17 protein-coding genes are annotated in these 16,027 nt (G+C 67.2%); 10 read left to right on the top strand and 7 right to left on the bottom strand.

All coding sequences use genetic code 11. The annotated features are described in order from the left end of the window. The first annotated feature begins 19 nt into the window (after nucleotides 1–19). From JIM95_RS06940 to JIM95_RS06920, 5 genes are all read left to right on the top strand, one after another. Entirely contained in the window at nucleotides 20–1,051 is a 1,032-nt protein-coding gene (locus JIM95_RS06940) for an ABC transporter ATP-binding protein (RefSeq protein WP_200255942.1), read from the top strand. A gap of 273 nt (nucleotides 1,052–1,324) precedes the next feature. Continuing rightward, nucleotides 1,325–2,644, top strand: a complete 1,320-nt coding sequence (locus JIM95_RS06935) for an ABC transporter substrate-binding protein (RefSeq protein WP_200255933.1) — start codon at nucleotides 1,325–1,327, stop codon at nucleotides 2,642–2,644. A gap of 260 nt (nucleotides 2,645–2,904) precedes the next feature. Beyond that, nucleotides 2,905–3,975, top strand: a complete 1,071-nt coding sequence (locus tag JIM95_RS06930) for a carbohydrate ABC transporter permease (RefSeq protein WP_200255932.1) — start codon at nucleotides 2,905–2,907, stop codon at nucleotides 3,973–3,975. Next, entirely contained in the window at nucleotides 3,975–4,796 is an 822-nt protein-coding gene (locus tag JIM95_RS06925) for a carbohydrate ABC transporter permease (RefSeq protein ID WP_200256123.1), read from the top strand. The genes JIM95_RS06930 and JIM95_RS06925 overlap by 1 nt, the downstream gene beginning before the upstream one ends. A 34-nt stretch (nucleotides 4,797–4,830) precedes the next feature. Next, a complete protein-coding gene (locus tag JIM95_RS06920) occupies nucleotides 4,831–5,049 on the top strand; it encodes a hypothetical protein (protein WP_200255930.1) in 219 nt (72 codons plus the stop codon). Between the two features lie 20 nt (nucleotides 5,050–5,069). Here the strand turns inward: JIM95_RS06920 and JIM95_RS06915 are convergent, their stop codons facing one another. The 5 genes from JIM95_RS06915 to JIM95_RS06895 are packed head-to-tail and all read right to left on the bottom strand — an operon-like array spanning nucleotide 5,070 to nucleotide 8,747. Next, nucleotides 5,070–5,549, bottom strand: a complete 480-nt coding sequence (locus JIM95_RS06915; protein ID WP_200255928.1) for a YdcF family protein — start codon at nucleotides 5,547–5,549, stop codon at nucleotides 5,070–5,072. After that, a complete protein-coding gene (gene purE / locus JIM95_RS06910) occupies nucleotides 5,546–6,082 on the bottom strand; it encodes a 5-(carboxyamino)imidazole ribonucleotide mutase (protein WP_200255926.1) in 537 nt (178 codons plus the stop codon). Before purE ends, JIM95_RS06915 begins: the two co-directional genes overlap by 4 nt. 45 nt (nucleotides 6,083–6,127) lie before the next feature. After that, the gene (locus JIM95_RS06905) at nucleotides 6,128–7,390 is read right to left on the bottom strand and encodes a 5-(carboxyamino)imidazole ribonucleotide synthase (protein ID WP_418904042.1); all 1,263 of its coding nucleotides are present in this window, start codon (nucleotides 7,388–7,390) and stop codon (nucleotides 6,128–6,130) included. Between the two features lie 32 nt (nucleotides 7,391–7,422). After that, the gene (locus JIM95_RS06900) at nucleotides 7,423–7,902 is read right to left on the bottom strand and encodes a hypothetical protein (protein ID WP_200255924.1); all 480 of its coding nucleotides are present in this window, start codon (nucleotides 7,900–7,902) and stop codon (nucleotides 7,423–7,425) included. Beyond that, nucleotides 7,899–8,747: a biotin--[acetyl-CoA-carboxylase] ligase gene (locus JIM95_RS06895; protein ID WP_410170761.1), complete on the bottom strand. Its 849-nt coding sequence runs from the start codon at nucleotides 8,745–8,747 to the stop codon at nucleotides 7,899–7,901. Before JIM95_RS06895 ends, JIM95_RS06900 begins: the two co-directional genes overlap by 4 nt. A 160-nt stretch (nucleotides 8,748–8,907) precedes the next feature. Between JIM95_RS06895 and JIM95_RS06890 the strand changes: the two genes are divergently transcribed. From JIM95_RS06890 to JIM95_RS06880, 3 genes are all read left to right on the top strand, one after another. Beyond that, complete coding sequence (locus JIM95_RS06890; protein ID WP_200255920.1) at nucleotides 8,908–10,539, top strand: acyl-CoA carboxylase subunit beta; 1,632 nt, start codon at nucleotides 8,908–8,910, stop codon at nucleotides 10,537–10,539. Nucleotides 10,540–10,845: 306 nt separating this feature from the next. After that, the gene (locus JIM95_RS06885; RefSeq protein WP_200255918.1) at nucleotides 10,846–12,459 is read left to right on the top strand and encodes an acyl-CoA carboxylase subunit beta; all 1,614 of its coding nucleotides are present in this window, start codon (nucleotides 10,846–10,848) and stop codon (nucleotides 12,457–12,459) included. A gap of 51 nt (nucleotides 12,460–12,510) precedes the next feature. After that, nucleotides 12,511–12,780, top strand: coding sequence for an acyl-CoA carboxylase subunit epsilon (locus JIM95_RS06880; protein WP_200255916.1), 270 nt, complete (start codon nucleotides 12,511–12,513; stop codon nucleotides 12,778–12,780). Between the two features lie 68 nt (nucleotides 12,781–12,848). Here JIM95_RS06880 and JIM95_RS06875 read toward each other — a convergent pair whose 3' ends face one another. Then, a complete protein-coding gene (locus JIM95_RS06875; protein ID WP_200255915.1) occupies nucleotides 12,849–13,478 on the bottom strand; it encodes a TetR/AcrR family transcriptional regulator in 630 nt (209 codons plus the stop codon). A gap of 168 nt (nucleotides 13,479–13,646) precedes the next feature. Here JIM95_RS06875 and JIM95_RS06870 point away from each other — a divergent pair, with 168 nt between their 5' ends. Both JIM95_RS06870 and JIM95_RS06865 read left to right on the top strand, forming a co-directional pair. Beyond that, on the top strand, nucleotides 13,647–14,426 hold the full coding sequence (locus tag JIM95_RS06870; RefSeq protein ID WP_200255914.1) for an NAD-dependent epimerase/dehydratase family protein: 780 nt from the start codon (nucleotides 13,647–13,649) through the stop codon (nucleotides 14,424–14,426). Further along, complete coding sequence (locus JIM95_RS06865) at nucleotides 14,407–14,562, top strand: hypothetical protein (RefSeq protein WP_200255913.1); 156 nt, start codon at nucleotides 14,407–14,409, stop codon at nucleotides 14,560–14,562. Before JIM95_RS06870 ends, JIM95_RS06865 begins: the two co-directional genes overlap by 20 nt. A gap of 8 nt (nucleotides 14,563–14,570) precedes the next feature. Here the strand turns inward: JIM95_RS06865 and cls are convergent, their stop codons facing one another. Next, nucleotides 14,571–16,004, bottom strand: a complete 1,434-nt coding sequence (gene cls / locus JIM95_RS06860) for a cardiolipin synthase (protein WP_200255912.1) — start codon at nucleotides 16,002–16,004, stop codon at nucleotides 14,571–14,573. Between the last annotated feature and the right edge of the window lie 23 nt (nucleotides 16,005–16,027).

Here is a 16,027-nt window from a genome sequence, read left to right as displayed (position 1 = left end):
CCGCTGCTAGATTCTCCTCATGGCTACCGTTCGCTTCGACAACGTCACAGTCCGCTACCCCGGCGCAGAGCGTCCTTCGGTCGACACCTTCGATCTGGAGATCGGGGACGGCGAGTTCCTGGTGCTCGTGGGCCCCTCCGGCTGCGGAAAGTCCACGACACTCCGGGCACTGGCGGGCCTGGAGGACGTCGAGAGCGGGAGCATTCTGATCGATGGCCACGACGTGACGCGGGCGGAACCCGCCGACCGGGACATCGCGATGGTCTTCCAGAACTACGCCCTCTACCCCCACATGAGCGTCGCCGAGAACATGGGTTTCTCCCTGAAACTGGCGAAGCTGCCGAAGAAGGACATCGAGTCCAAGGTCCGTGATGCCGCGGAGCTGCTCGGGCTCACCCAGTTCCTCGACCGGAAGCCGAAGGACCTCTCGGGAGGTCAGCGGCAGCGCGTCGCGATGGGCCGGGCCATCGTCCGGAACCCGGCGGTGTTCCTGATGGATGAGCCCCTGTCGAACCTGGACGCCAAACTGCGAGTGCAGACCCGGACCGAGCTGGCTGCGCTGCAGCGCCGGCTCGGCACCACGACGGTGTACGTCACCCATGATCAGGTCGAGGCGATGACCATGGGAGACCGCGTCGCGGTGCTCAGGGACGGCATCCTCCAGCAGGTCGCACCACCCAGGGAACTGTACGAACGCCCCGTCAACGCGTTCGTCGCCGGATTCATCGGATCCCCCTCGATGAACCTGATCGCCGCGGACGATCCCGAGCGGGGCCGGGTCACCCTCGGCATCCGCCCGGAGCACGTCCGCCCACTGGGCGACGGAGAACCGCAGCCCAACGGCACGGTCATCGACGCCGAGGTCGATCTCGTGGAGGAACTGGGATCGGAATCGTACCTGTACTCCCACCGGGTCGACGCACCGGATGTCACCGTCGTCGCCCGGCTGCGGGACATCCCGGCACCCGCCCGCGGTGATCGCGTCCGGCTGGCGCTGGACATGGATCGGGCACACTGGTTCGACGCGGAGACCGGTGACAGACTGGAGTGAGTGCCCCCGGAACGGTCGGCCGAACGGCGTTCCCGTGTGCACCGGCCGGGAGCCGGTACCCGACGCTTCACCTGCGCAATCAGGTTGACCGCCCCCACGGATGTGACGTGACTCCCCCCACATACGACATCTCTCCACCTGATCCCGTCCGTTTTGAACGGTATCGAAGGTATAGTCGATCACAACCGCCCCGATGTGTGTCCCACTTCATCGCCCGCACTCCGGGCCCCGCGGGACCACACCGGGGAAAACCGAACGAGAGGTAGTCACCTTATGACGATCAGATTCAACCGCAGAGCCGTCACCGCCGTCGCGGCCACCGCTTTCCTCGCGACCGGCGCCCTGACCGCCTGTTCCTCCGACTCCGACGAGCCCACGGAGAAAGCCACGTCGGGCAGCTCCGCCGTCTCGTCCGCGGCGAAGGACGCCACCTCCTCGGACGATGAGGCCCGCGGACCGATCACCTTCGCGATGGGCAAGAATGACACCGACAAGCTCAAGCCCGTCATCGAGAAGTGGAACGCCGAGCACCCGGACGAGGAAGTCACCCTCAAGGAGCTCGCCGGCGAAGCCGACGAGCAGGCCGACACCCTGAAGCAGGCACTGCAGGCCAAGAGCACCGACTACGACGTCATGGCACTCGACGTCATCTGGACCGCCGAGTTCGCCGCGAACCAGTGGCTCGAGCCCCTCGAGGGCGACATGGCGGTGGACACCTCCGGACTCCTGCAGTCGACCGTCGACTCCGCGACCTACGTAAACAAGCTGTACGCGGTGCCACAGAACACCAACGGCCAGCTCCTCTTCCGGAACACGGCCCTCGTCCCCGAGGCCCCGGAGAACTTCGGGGAACTCGCCGAGGACTGCAAGAAGGTCTCGGAGCAGGACAAGGACTGCCTGACCCTGCAGCTGAAGAAGTACGAGGGCCTGACCGTGAACACGGTCGGCTTCATCGAGGGCTGGGGCGGCCACGTCATCGACTCCGATGAGAAGCCCGTCGTCGACTCCGACGACTCCAAGGCCGGGCTTAAGGCTCTCGTCGAGGCCTACGACGACGGGGTCATCGCCGGAGACTCGATCTCCGCGACCGAGGAGGAGACGAACCTGGCCTTCACCGAGGGACGGACCGCCTTCGCCATCAACTGGCCCTACATGTACGGCAACGCGGAGAAGGACAACTCCGCGGTCAAGGGCGAGTTCGAGGTGCAGCCGCTGGTGGCCAAGGACGGCGTCGGTGTCTCCACCCTGGGCGGATACAACAACGCCATCTCGGTCTACTCCGAGCACAAGGCCACCGCGCGTGACTTCATCGAGTTCATCATCTCCGAGGACAACCAGATGAGCTTCGCCGAGGCCTCCTTCCCGCCGGTGCTCGCGTCGATCTACGACGATGAGGATCTCATCAAGGAGTTCCCCTACATGCCCGCGCTGAAGATCTCCCTCGAGAACGCGGTCCCGCGTCCGGTGAGCCCCTTCTACCCCGCGATCTCCAAGGCGATCCAGGACAACTCCTACGCCGCGTTGACCGGTGAAAAGAGCGTCGACGACGCAGCGTCCGACATGCAGTCTGCCATGGAGCAGGCCAGCCGCTAGTCGGCCCCGGGTGAGCGGTGGGACACCGCGCACCCGGATCCTCCACCCCGCGGGTCCGCCCCGGTGGTCGACACGTCGTCGGACACCGGGGCGGACCTCTGCGTACCGACCGCGTCCCACCGCACTCCGCCCCCGCACCACCCCCGACTCCCGGGGAGGATGTCCACCCCCGGTGCCCGACGGGTAGATGTAGTAGTGGGATGACCCACCGGGCCCACCGCGTTCCCCCCGGGCCCACCACCACCGGACCGAGGAGTTCCATGTCCAGGTTGAAACAGACCCGCTCTGCGGTAGCGCTCATCGCACCAACGATGATCGTGCTGGCCATCGTCATCGGGTATCCCATCATCCGCGCCATCTGGTTGTCGTTCCAGGCGGACAAGGGACTCGACCCGACGACAGGATTCTTCGTGGAGGGGGGATTCGCGGGGCTCCGGCACTACCTGTACTGGCTCACACAGAGCTGCCCCGCGGGGGGCGGAGAATACAGCACCTGTCCCCCGGGCGTGTTGTCCACCGATTTCTGGCCCGCACTCCGGATCACCCTCTTCTTCGCGGTGGTCACCGTGAGTCTGGAGACCGTCCTCGGCATGTGGATGGCGACCGTCATGAACCGCGAGTTCCTCGGCCGGGGGCTGCTCCGCGCCGCGGTCCTGATCCCCTGGGCGATCCCGACCGCGGTCACGGCGAAACTGTGGCAGTTCATCTTCGCCGATCAGGGCGTGGTCAACGCCGTCCTCGGGCTGGACGTCCGGTGGACGACCGACCCGTGGGCCGCAAGGACGGCGGTCATCCTCGCCGACGTGTGGAAGACGACGCCGTTCATGGCGCTGCTCATCCTCGCCGGCCTGCAGATGATCCCGAAGGACGTCTACGAGGCCGCACGCGTCGACGGCGCCTCCCGGTGGCAGATCTTCACCAGGATCACGCTCCCGCTGGTGCGCCCGGCACTGATGGTGGCGGTCCTGTTCCGCACCCTCGACGCACTGCGCATGTACGACCTCCCGGTCATCATGATCTCGGGTGCGTCCAGTTCACCGACCGCCACGATCTCACAGCTCGTGGTCGAGGACATGCGGCAGAACCACTTCAATTCAGCCTCCGCACTGTCCACCCTGATCTTCCTGCTCATCTTCGCGGTCGCGTTCGTGATGATCCGGTTCCTCGGCGCGGACATCCGCGGCAGTTCACAGACCGCGAAGGGTACCGCTCCCGCCCCCGCCGATGAGGCACCTGCGGCACACAATCCACTCGTTCTGGCCGCGTCCGGTGTCCTCCCCGGAACCACCTCCGCACCCGGCCCGACCCGTACCGAAGGAGAGGAACGGTGATGAAGAGCATCCGCAACTACATCGGTGTCCTGGCGATCCTCGTCTGGGGGCTCGCGCCCTTCTACTGGATGCTGGTCACCGCACTCCGGGACTCGGACTGGACCTTCGACACGACCCCCTGGCCGACGCACGTCACCCTCGACAACTTCCGCGACGCCCTGGCGACGGACGCGGGCAACAACTTCCTCGCGGCGATCGGTAACTCACTGATCATCGGTCTGATCACCACCGCGGCCAGCGTCCTCGTCGGGGTCTTCGCCGCGTATGCGCTGGCCCGGCTGGACTTCCGGGGCAAGGGCGTCGTCACCGGCATCGTCCTGGCCGCCAGCATGTTCCCGGGAATCGCCCTGGTCACCCCTCTTTTCCAGCTCTTCGGCGATCTGGGGTGGATCGGGACCTACCGGGCCCTGATCATCCCGAACATCTCCTTCGCGCTGCCGCTGACTATCTACACGCTGGTGAGCTTCTTCCAGCAGCTCCCGTGGGAGCTCGAGGAGGCCGCGCGAGTGGACGGCGCATCCCGGGGTCAGGCGTTCCGGCTCGTTCTGCTCCCGCTGGCGGCGCCCGCACTGTTCACGACCGCGATCCTGGCGTTCATTGCGGCATGGAACGAGTTCATGCTCGCCAAGCAGCTCTCCACGACCGCGACGGAACCGGTGACGGTCGCGATCGCGCGCTTCTCCGGTCCCTCCGCGTTCGAGTACCCGTACACCTCGATCATGGCCGCGGGTGCGCTAGTGACGGTCCCCCTCGTCATCATGGTGCTCGTGTTCCAGCGTCGCATCGTCGCCGGCCTGACCGCCGGTGGCGTGAAGGCCTGATCGACCCGCACCCGAATCCGCAGGAGGATCACCCTTGGCCACGCCTCGACCCGACCGTGACCCGTCCGAGGCCCGCCGCCGGAAACTGCAGCGGGACACCCTCACCGGATTCGTGTCCTTCTTCGCCGCGGTGGCTCTCCTCCAGGCGGTGATCAACGTGACCCGCCCCGAACCGGAGGTGTGGCCCGCGGTGCTCGCGCTCGTCCTCGTTCTCGCCGCCGTCTGGTTGTGGCGTTCCGGCAGGAGACGCTGACCGGCCCACGGAACGGTCGTTCAGGAGCGGATGCGCCGCCAGACGATGCGGAGCGCCGAGTGGAGCAGCGCGAAGACCTCACGGGTCCACAGGTGGGGGATCCTGACGAGCGGGGTCCTCGCGGCAACCATCCGCACGCGGTACCCGTGGTGCCAGGCCCAGAGCTTCACCCGGGGAGTGTGGAACTCGTTGGTGACCACGATCCACTCCGGCCATTCGGCGAGCAGTTCACGGGTGTTCTCGAGGTTCTCGTTGGTGGAGGTCGCGCGATCCTCGGTGAGGATCCGCGCCGCGTCGATCCCGTTGTGGACGAGCCAGTCACGCATCGCCGGGGCCTCCCCGTACCCGGTCACGACGACGGGTGAGCCCGGTTGCCGGCGGACGGCGGGAAGGGCCGCGACGAGACGCTGCTCGAGGGCGCGCCCGGGGCGGCCGTCGCGGAGGCGGCAGCCGAGGATGACGACCGGAAGACCGGCGGCGTCGTCGACGGGTGGGGTCACTGTCCCAGCAGCCGCTCACGCAGTGCCGCATCCTTGGCGAGCACCGCGTCCCGCATCCCGTCCTGGTATGCGACCATCCGCTCGACGAGTGCGGGATCTCCGACGCCGAGGATCCGGGCGGCGAGGAGCCCGGCATTCTTCGCTCCACCGATGCTCACGGTGGCCACGGGCACACCGGCGGGCATCTGGACGATCGACAGCAGGGAGTCCATCCCGTCGAGGGTGTCGAGGGCCCGGGGGATGCCGATGACCGGCAGCGGGGTCGCCGCGGCGACCATCCCGGGAAGGTGTGCCGCACCGCCCGCACACGCGATGATGCAGGACAGACCGCGGGTGTTCGCCGAGCGGGCGTAGTCGAGCATGCGCTCGGGGGTCCGGTGCGCGGACACGACACCGACCTCGAAGGGGATGCCGAACTCCGCGAGAACCTCTGCGGCGGGTTCCACGGTGGGCCAGTCGGAGTCGGATCCCATGATCAGGCCGACGAGCGGACCTGCGGGTCGTTCGGGGGCGCTGCTTTCGGTGGTGTCCATGACCGTCCTTCCGGTGGGCTGGTGGGGTGCGGGACGAGGCGTGGGTCAGTCGGAGATCCAGCCGTCCGCCCAGGTCGCGTGGACGAGGTAGTGGGCCGCGAGACGCGCCCGCCTGCGCAGTTCGGGAACGTCACCGTCGTGACCGGGGCCGGCGACCAGGTTGATGTGTCCGATCTTACGTCCGGGGCGCCAGTCCTTGCCGTACATGTGGATCTTCGCGTCGGGGAACCGGTTCCACACCTCGATCATCCGGTCGTGCATGCGCTGCCCGGGATCCTCGTCGGCGCCCAGGACGTTGGCCATGACTGTCGTGCCGCCGATGGTTTCGGGGGAGCCGAGCGGGAGATCGAGGACCGCACGGATGTGCTGCTCGAACTGGCTGGTGCGGGACCCGTCCTGCGTCCAGTGGCCGGTGTTGTGCGGCCGCATGGCCAGCTCGTTGACCAGTATCCGGGCCTCATCATCCCCGTCCGCGTGGGTGAGGAAGAGCTCGACGGCGAGGACACCGGTGACACCGAGGTCGTCGGCGATCTCCACCGCGAGCTTCTCGGCCTGCTCCGCGAGCGCCGGGGGAAGATCGGGTGCGGGCGCGACGGCTTCGGTGCAGACACCGGAGGTCTGGACCGACTCGACGACCGGCCACGTGGCGCAGCGTCCGGAGGGGGTCCGGGCGACCATCGCCGACAGCTCCCGGTCGAGTCGGACCTTCTCCTCGGCCATGAGCGGGATTCCACGGCCGAGCAACTCGGTGACCAGTCGGGACAGTTCCTCCCGGGTTCCGGGGAACCAGACCCCCTTGCCGTCGTACCCTCCGCGGCGTGCCTTCAGGCAGACCCGTGCGTCGACCTCGTCGAAGAAGGCGGTGGCGTCATCGACCGACCCGATGGCGGTGAATGGGGGCACCGGGGCGCCGAGATCGCGCAGGCGTTCCCGCATGACGAGCTTGTCCTGCGCGTGGACGAGTGCGTCGGGGCCGGGTTGGACGTTGACCCCGGCCTCGATCAGGGCACGGAGGTGCTCGGCGGGGACGTGCTCATGGTCGAAGGTGACGACGCTCGATCCCTGGGCGGCGGCTTCGAGCGCCTCGAGGTCGGTGTAGTCCCCGATGACGACATCGGCGGCGACCTGGGCCGCGGACGCCCCGTGGGATCCGGCGAGAAGCCTCACGGACTGACCCATCTCGATCGCCGCGGTCTGCATCATCCGGGCGAGTTGACCGTCACCGATGACGGTGACGACGGGCATTCCGGCGGCGTGCGCCTCGGGGTTTCCACCGGCGGGCAGGGGGTCACGGGGATGGTTGCTCACACCGCACAACTATAGCGGTGCGGTGGACCGGTTCAGGCGAGGGGATCGTTGATCATCCGGGCGATCTTCCGGATCTTCGGCAGACCGCCGTAGTAGACGGGTAGATCACTGTCCCGCAGGTAGACGGCGAGTCCACCCCGTTCCTTCTCCGCCCACGTCACCGCGGACATCGCCAACGACCGGGGACGTGACCGGAAGCCGTCGGCGCGGAAGATGATGCGCCGGTCCGTGACGATCATCCGGCGGCGCCGCTTCCGCAGGAGCGGGACCACGAAACGCCAGACGACCAGCACCACCCAGAGGAGGACGAATCCGTTCCGCCACTCGGGCGGCAGGTGCAGCGGCCCCACCCCGTACCTGCCGGCATCCGTGGCATCGAACCATCCGATGATGATCCAGAGCACGCCGGTGGCCGCGATCATCTCGAGGAACGGGAAGACCATCTCCCGCAGCGGTGCCCGCACGTCGACCAGGACGTGTTCACCGGGGACCGGGACCATCCCCCCACTCATACGGACCTCAGGTGGGTGACGTCCCCGGCCGCCAGCTCGTGGTCTGTCCCGTCCTCGTCGCAGAACAGGAGCCGACCATCGTCGGCGACCCCGGTGACGGTGCCGTAGATGGTCCGTTCCCCGTCCGCGGCCGGTACGACGACCTTGGCGCGGGCGCCGATCGAGGAGCAGACCCGGCGGTAGTCGGCCAGGAGACAGGGTTCTCCGGCCGCCCACTGGGTCAGTCGTCCGTGCAGGGCGAGAAGGACGTCCCCAGTCAGGAGGGTCCGGTCGAAGGTGTGCGCGGGATCGGCGAGGTCCAGGGAGATCGCGTGCGGTACGGGCAGTTCCTCCTCCGTGAGGGACACGTTGACGCCGAGACCGACCACCACCGCGGGAGCGTCGGAGAGATTGGCGGCCTCGGCGAGGATGCCGCAGAGCTTCCGCCCGCCGAGCAGCACGTCATTCGGCCATTTCAGCACCGGGTCCAGGGAACACGGGCGACCGGATTCCGCGGTGGCCCGCTTCCCGGCGCCCCTGACGGCGTCGACGACCGCCAGTCCGGCCGCCAGCGGCAGGGTACCGAGACGCCCGAGACTCGACCGAGGCGGGCGGATGAGGACGCTGACGATGACCTGGCTGCCCTCGGGGGCCGTCCAGACCCGCCCGTGCCGTCCCCTGCCCGCCGACTGGTCCTCCGTGACGGCCGCGGTCCACTCCGGCGCTCCCCGACCGGACGCGGCGACCAGATCGGCGTTCGTGGAACCGGTCCGCGCGGTGTGGTCGATGCGGTTGTAGGGTCCGCCGTCCACACAGCGGCGACGCAGGGCGTCGGTGTCGACCGGGTTACGTGGGGTCCGCGAGATCATGCCTGTCACGATAGCGCGTACGCGGTCGGCCGGGCGACACGCCCGAAACCACCTCAGCCCCAGAAAATGCCCTTCAACCAGCACTTTCTCTAATTGTGATACAGATCACCACGTTTTTACTTTGAAAACTAAAACTGCTCCCCTAGACTCCCCAAACATGACGATTTCCTCACCTTTGATCGACGTTTCCTCGATGTCCGGCCCGATGACCACCGCCGACAAGATCGCGGACCTCAAGGCACGCCGCGCCGAGGCCACCTTCCCCATGGGCCTCGCACCGGTGGAGAAAGTTCATGCCGCCGGTCGCCTCACCGCCCGGGAACGACTGGATTTCCTCCTCGACGAGGGCTCCTTCATCGAGACGGACCAGCTGGCCCGCCACCGCACCACCGCCTTCGGGATGGGCGGACGCCGACCGGCCACCGACGGCATCGTCACCGGCTGGGGCACCATCGACGGCCGCGAGGTCTGCATCTTCTCCCAGGACGGCACCGTGTTCGGCGGCGCCCTCGGCGAGGTGTACGGCGAGAAGATGATCAAGATCATGGAACTGGCGATCGAGACCGGCCGCCCCCTCATCGGCCTGTACGAAGGGGCCGGCGCACGTATCCAGGACGGCGCCGTGTCCCTGGACCTCATCGCGCAGACCTTCTACCAGAACATCAACGCCTCGGGTGTCGTCCCCCAGATCTCCGTGATCATGGGCGCCTGCGCCGGTGGCAACGCCTACTCCCCCGCCCTCACCGACTTCGTCGTCATGGTCGACCAGACCTCGAAGATGTTCGTCACCGGACCCGACGTCATCAAGACCGTCACGGGCGAGCAGATCACCCAGGAGGAACTGGGCGGCGCGAGCACCCACATGGAGACCGCCGGCAACAGCCACTACACCGCCGCCTCCGACGAGGACGCCCTCGAATGGGTGCAGGAACTCGTCGGCTACCTCCCCTCGAACAACCGGAGCTACGCACCGCTCGAGGAGCACGATCGTGACGAGGGCTCCATCAGCGACAACATCACCGCGGACGACCTCAAGCTGGACGGGATCATCCCCGACTCCCCGACGACGCCCTACGACGTCCGCGAGGTCATCGAGTGCCTGACCGACGACGGCGACTACCTGGAGATCCAGGAGGACCGTGCGGCGAACGTGGTGATCGCGTTCGGCCGCATCGAGGGACAGTCGGTCGGGTTCGTCGCGAACCAACCCACCCAGTTCGCCGGCTGCCTGGACATCGACGCCAGTGAGAAGGCCGCCCGGTTCATCCGCACCTGCGACGCCTTCAACATCCCCATCGTCATGCTCGTCGACGTCCCTGGCTTCCTCCCCGGAGCGGGACAGGAGTACGAGGGCATCCTCCGCAGGGGCGCGAAGCTGCTCTACGCCTACGGCGAGGCCACCGTCCCGAAGATCACCGTGACCATGCGCAAGGCCTACGGTGGCGCGTACTGCGTCATGGGTTCCAAGGGACTCGGCGCGGACCTCAACCTGGCCTGGCCCACCGCCCAGATCGCCGTCATGGGCGCCAAGGGTGCCGTCGGCTTCATCTACCGCAAGCAGCTGAAGGACGCGGCCGACCGGGGTCTCGACGTCGCGGAGTTCGCGGCCTCGTTCGAGCGTGAGTACGAGGACTACATGCTGACCCCGTACCTCGCCGCGGAACGCGGCCTGATCGACGCCGTCATCCTGCCCAGCGAGACCCGTGGTCAGATCGCCCGCAACCTGCGCCTCTTCGCCGGAAAGAACGTCCAGCGGCCCGCACGGAAGCACGGGAACATCCCCCTGTAAACCCGGAAAACCGGGCCCATCATCCGGCGGGAGGCCACACCATGGCCCCCTGCCCGGGGGTGACGGGCAGGAAAACCCGGGCGCCTCCCCGGTTCCGTCGCGGAACCGGGGAGGCGCCTTCCGTTCCCGATGTTCCAGGGGCAAAAGTGCTGTACAACTCGCACCCACGGGCCTCGGCGGGGTGCGGTGCCCCCTGCTAGAGTGTCCCCGTCCACGGGGCTTTCCCACCGGCAACGCATCCCGACAAGAGAATGCCGACCGATTTTCACTCCTCCGGTGGGCCCCACCCCTATAAACTTGGAAAACATGACGACCGAAAACTCCACACCCGACCTGACCACCACGGCCGGTAAACTCGCCGACCTCCGCGCGCGCCTGACAGAGACCGTCGCCCCCATGGGAGAGGCCTCCGTCGAGCGTGTCCACGAGGCCGGCAAGAAGACCGCCCGCGAACGCATCGAGTATCTGCTCGACGACGGCTCCTTCGTTGAGGTGGATGCTCTCGCACGCCACCGGTCGAAGAACTTCGGTCTCGACGCGAAGCGTCCCGTCACCGACGGTGTCGTGACCGGTTACGGCACCATCGACGGGCGGAAGGTCTGCGTGTTCTCGCAGGACGGCGCCGTGTTCGGTGGCGCCCTCGGTGAGGTCTACGGCGAGAAGATCGTCAAGATCATGGACCTGGCCATCAAGACCGGGGTCCCGCTCATCGGCATCAACGAAGGCGCCGGCGCCCGGATCCAGGAGGGCGTGGTCTCCCTCGGCCTCTACTCCCAGATCTTCTACCGCAACACCATGGCCTCCGGCGTGATCCCGCAGATCTCCATGATCATGGGCGCCTGCGCCGGCGGCCACGTCTACTCCCCCGCACTGACGGACTTCATCGTCATGGTGGACAAGACCTCCAAGATGTTCATCACCGGCCCCGACGTCATCAAGACCGTCACCGGCGAGGAGGTCACCCAGGAGGAACTGGGTGGTGCCGACACCCACATGTCGATGTCGGGTACCTCGCACTACACCGGGTCCGATGACGCCGACGCCCTCGACTGGGTCCGCGAGCTCATCACCTACCTGCCGCAGAACAACCGTGCGGAGGCGCCGCGCCAGGAAGCCGAGATCATGGAGGGCTCCATCGCGGACAACATCACCGACGCCGACCGCGAACTCGACACGATCATCCCGGACTCCCCGAACCAGCCGTACGACATGAAGGACGTCATCACCCGCGTCGTCGACGACGGCGAGTTCCTCGAGATCCAGGAGGGCTACGCGGAGAACATCCTCATCGGGTTCGGCCGTATCGAGGGCCGGAGCGTCGGATTCGTCGCCAACCAGCCGATGCAGTTCGCCGGCTGCCTGGACATCAAGGCCAGCGAGAAGGCCGCGCGGTTCATCCGCACCTGCGACGCCTTCAACGTCCCCATCGTCGAGTTCGTCGACGTCCCCGGCTTCCTTCCCGGCACCAACCAGGAGTACGACGGCATCATCCGCCGCGGCGCGAAGCTGCTCTTCGCCTACGCCGAGGCGACCGTCGGCAAGATCACCGTCATCACCCGGAAGGCCTACGGCGGAGCGTACTGCGTCATGGGTTCCAAGGACATGGGCGCGGACATCTGCCTCGCGTGGCCGACCGCCCAGATCGCCGTCATGGGCGCCTCGGGCGCCGTCGGCTTCATCTTCCGCAAGGAGCTGAAGGCCGCCGCGGCGGAGGGCAAGGACGTCGCCGCCGTGATGAAGGAGTACGAGAAGGAGTACGAGGAGACCCTGTGCACCCCGTACATGGCGGCCGAGCGCGGCTACGTGGACGCCGTCATCCCGCCGTCCGAGACCCGTGGCCAGCTGATCGAGGGCCTGCGCCTGCTCGACCGCAAGGTCGTCAACGTCCCGGCCAAGAAGCACGGCAACATCCCGCTGTAGGGGACACACCCTTCCCACTGCACCGTCACTGAAGAAAATACCGGAGGATCCATGTCCGACACCACCACCGCCCCGGCCGACGCCGCGGAGACCACCGACGCAGAGAAGCCCGCGAAGCCGGTCCTGCAGATCGTCAACGGCAATCCAGACGACACCGAGACCGCGGCACTCACGGTGATCTTCGCCGGCCTCACGGCGCAGGCCGCTGCGGAGGCGGAGAACGCGGAGCGCACCCGGAACCTGTGGGGGAACCTCGAGGAGCGGCTGCGCCGCCCGGTCACCCACAACCCGACCGCGTTCCAGAACGTCAGCTTCTACTGATCCCCGCGTAAGACGCGCGAAGACCCCCGCCCGGACATCGGTGATGGTCAGGGCGGGGTCTTTGCGCGTCAGTCACCGGGAGCACCGGCACGACCGTAGCCGGCGAGTACGCGGACCACCCCCTCACGGACCAACCGAAGAAACAGGGCTTCAGGATCGACACCGGTTCCGACGAAGTGACCGAACAGCTCGAAGCTGACCATTCCGTAGCTCTGCGCCCAGAACCCGACGGTCTCCTCAGTCAGATCAGCCAGCTCCAGGCGGGGTCCTTCCGGACGTACGGCACGACTGAGACTGTCGATGATGAGTTCACCGACCCCACTGGCCGGGGCGACGGTGTCCGCAGGTGCGGTGTATCCGGGGACCGGGGAACCGTAGATCAGTGCGTAGCGGTGGGGGTTCGCCACAGCCCACCGGCGTGCCGCAACCAGCATGGTGACCACCTCCTCGACCGCACGTTCGGTCGCGGATGCACCCACCGGCACCGAGACCTCCTCCAGTCCGCGCCGTACTTCGGCGGTCTGGTCCCGGTAAGCCCTGATGATGAGCGCGGTGAGTAGGGCGTCGATACCGTCGAAGTAGCGGTAGACCGCGGACGGCGCAATTCCGATGTCCCGGGCGATTGAGCGAAGACCGAGGCCGGTGGCTCCGTCCTGCGCCAGCCGGTGCTCTGCCGTGACGAGAATCGTTTCTTCCATCTCCGCACGATGTTCAGCCCGGTTCCTCCGTGGCGGCGACTGTCTCGAACCCATGCTCAGGAGTATCCCACCCCCACAAACAGGAGGAAAGCGTGAACAGTGTTCTTTCATTTTTCCACGACCCCCGCCACACTTCGAGAACACCGTTCCCACTTAAGGTGAGGACACATGAACAGGTACCTCATACTCGGCGCCGGTCCGATCGGCCGAGCAGCCGCCACCGCGCTGCTGTCTTCGGGAGAACAGGTGACGGTCGGAACGCGGTCCGGGAGCCACGTCCCCGACTGCGCCACCACGACCCTCGACGCCACCGACCCCGAAGGGATGATCCGCGCCGCCGGGAACCACGCCGGAATCATCGTCTGCACGAATCCCCCCTACCACCGTTGGCCGACCGACTGGCCGCCGCTCATCGAGTCGGTCATCGCCGCCGCCGCACGCACCGGCTGCCGCGTGGTGCTCATGGGCAATCTCTACCCCTACGGGGATCCCGGCGGAGTACGCATGCGCCCCGACTCCCCTGAACTCACCACCGAGGCCAAGGGCAGGACACGCGCGGAGATCTCCCGCCGTCTGCTCGCCGCGGGGTCCGAACACGGATTCGTCGCCACCGAGCTCCGGGCGAGCGACTACTTCGGAGCCGACGCACATTCCGGCGCGATCCTCGGGGAGAGCTTCTTCCGGCGCCTACTCGCCGGCCGCACCTGTTGGATCCCCGGCGACGCCGATGCCGTCCACAGTTGGTCCTATCTCCCCGATATCGGCACCACTCTGGTCGCCCTGGCCACAACCGAACAGGACGTGTCCGGCCGGATCTGGACGGGACCGAGCTCCGGCGATGCGAGCATCCGGGAGATAGCGGAGATGTGCCGGAGCACCAGCAGAATCCAGAGGGTCCCGGCACCGGCGATCCGGGCGGGCGGGATCCGTGAACCCACTGGCACGTGAGGTGCACGCGGTACTCCACCAGCACACTTCGCGGTATGTGCTGGATGACTCGGAACTCCGCACGGAGACGGGCGTCGCACCGACGCCCCTCGAGGTGGCGCTGCGCGAGACGGTCGACGCCCTGACCACCGGATGAGAGGACTGCTACAGCACCGGACCGATGGTTGCGAGGACGTTGTGCCGGGCGCGCCGGTACCAGCTCCAGCCGAGCACCTCGGCTTCGCTCACCTCCCTGGATGAGACGAGGTACTCGGACTGGCGGGCCCGCACCGCCTCGGTGGTCCCCCGGTCCTGCAGGAGAATGTTGTTCTCGTAGTTCAGGTCGAAGCTGCGCAGGTCGACGTTTGTCGATCCGATCAGGGTGATCGTGTCGTCGATCGTGAGCGTCTTCGCGTGCAGGAGCCCACCCCGGAACTCGTGGATGCGGACCCCCGCCGCGAGGAGCTGACGATAGTAGCTGCGGCTGGCACCGGCGACGATCCAGCTGTCGTTGTTCTCCGGGAAGATCATCGTGACCTCGACACCCCGGAACGCGGCGGCCATGAGCGCCTGAACCACGGTCTCATCGGGCACGAAGTACGGGGTGGACATGGTCAGCCTGTGGTGCGCCGAGGCGATCAGGGTGGCGAACAACTGCGGCGTGGCCCCCTGACGCTCGGTCGGTCCGTCCCCCATGACCTGTGCGGGGAAGCCGGCCGGGTCCGCGGGTTGCGGCGGAACCGGGATGACGTCGAGGTTCTCCCCCGTCGTCTGTGCCCAGTCGCTGGCGAACAGCAGCTGGTTCTGGGAGACCACCGGTCCGGTGAATCGGAGCATGATGTCCACCCACGGCGCGTACTTCGGCTTGACCCGGAACTCGGGGTCCGCGGAGTTCCGGGAGCCGCAGTAGGTAACGGAGCCGTCGATGACGGTGATCTTCCGGTGGTTGCGCAGATCGATTCTCGACGTGATCATCGTCCGGAGTGGATTTCGTAGCGGAAGTGCGACCCCCAGCTGCACCCCCGCGTCAGCCATCTCCCGCCAGAGGCCCGACCGGATGAGTGCCCGGGAGCCGAGTCCGTCGGCGAGTGCCCGACAGGTCACACCGCGCTCCGCTGCGCGGATCAGCGCTCTCGCCACGTCGGTGCCGGTGGTGTCCGTCAACCAGATGTAGTACAGGACGTGGACGTGGTCGGTGGCACCGTCGATGTCTGCGATGAGCCGGCGGTTGGTCTCCGCAGCATCAGTCATGAGCTCCGCACGGTTGCCGGGGACCGCGTGGAAGCCGTTGATCGAGGCGGAGTAGCGGAAGGCGGGCCGGTACCGGGCATCGACCAGATCATCGGTGACGGCGGGGTCGCCCAGGAAATTCGCGCCCCACCGTCGCATCCGGGCCCAGACCTCATCATGCCGCCGGTTGGCGGATCGCCCGAGGTCGACCTCACCGAAGAGGAAGTAGATGATGGCGCCGATGAATGGCAGCACGAGGAGGATGATCAGCCAGGCGAGCCGTACCGGTGGCTCGAGATCGTCCCTGATGAGGATCCGGAGCCCGAAACCGATCAGGATCAGGATGTGGAGGATGACGACGATTGTCACGGAGTACCGCCTTTGCGTTATCG

It is taken from the genome of Corynebacterium antarcticum, from assembly GCF_016595285.2.
GTDB lineage: Bacteria > Actinomycetota > Actinomycetes > Mycobacteriales > Mycobacteriaceae > Corynebacterium > Corynebacterium antarcticum.
Note: the sequence above shows the minus strand (reverse complement) of the source record. Positions and strands in the feature narration are given on the sequence as shown.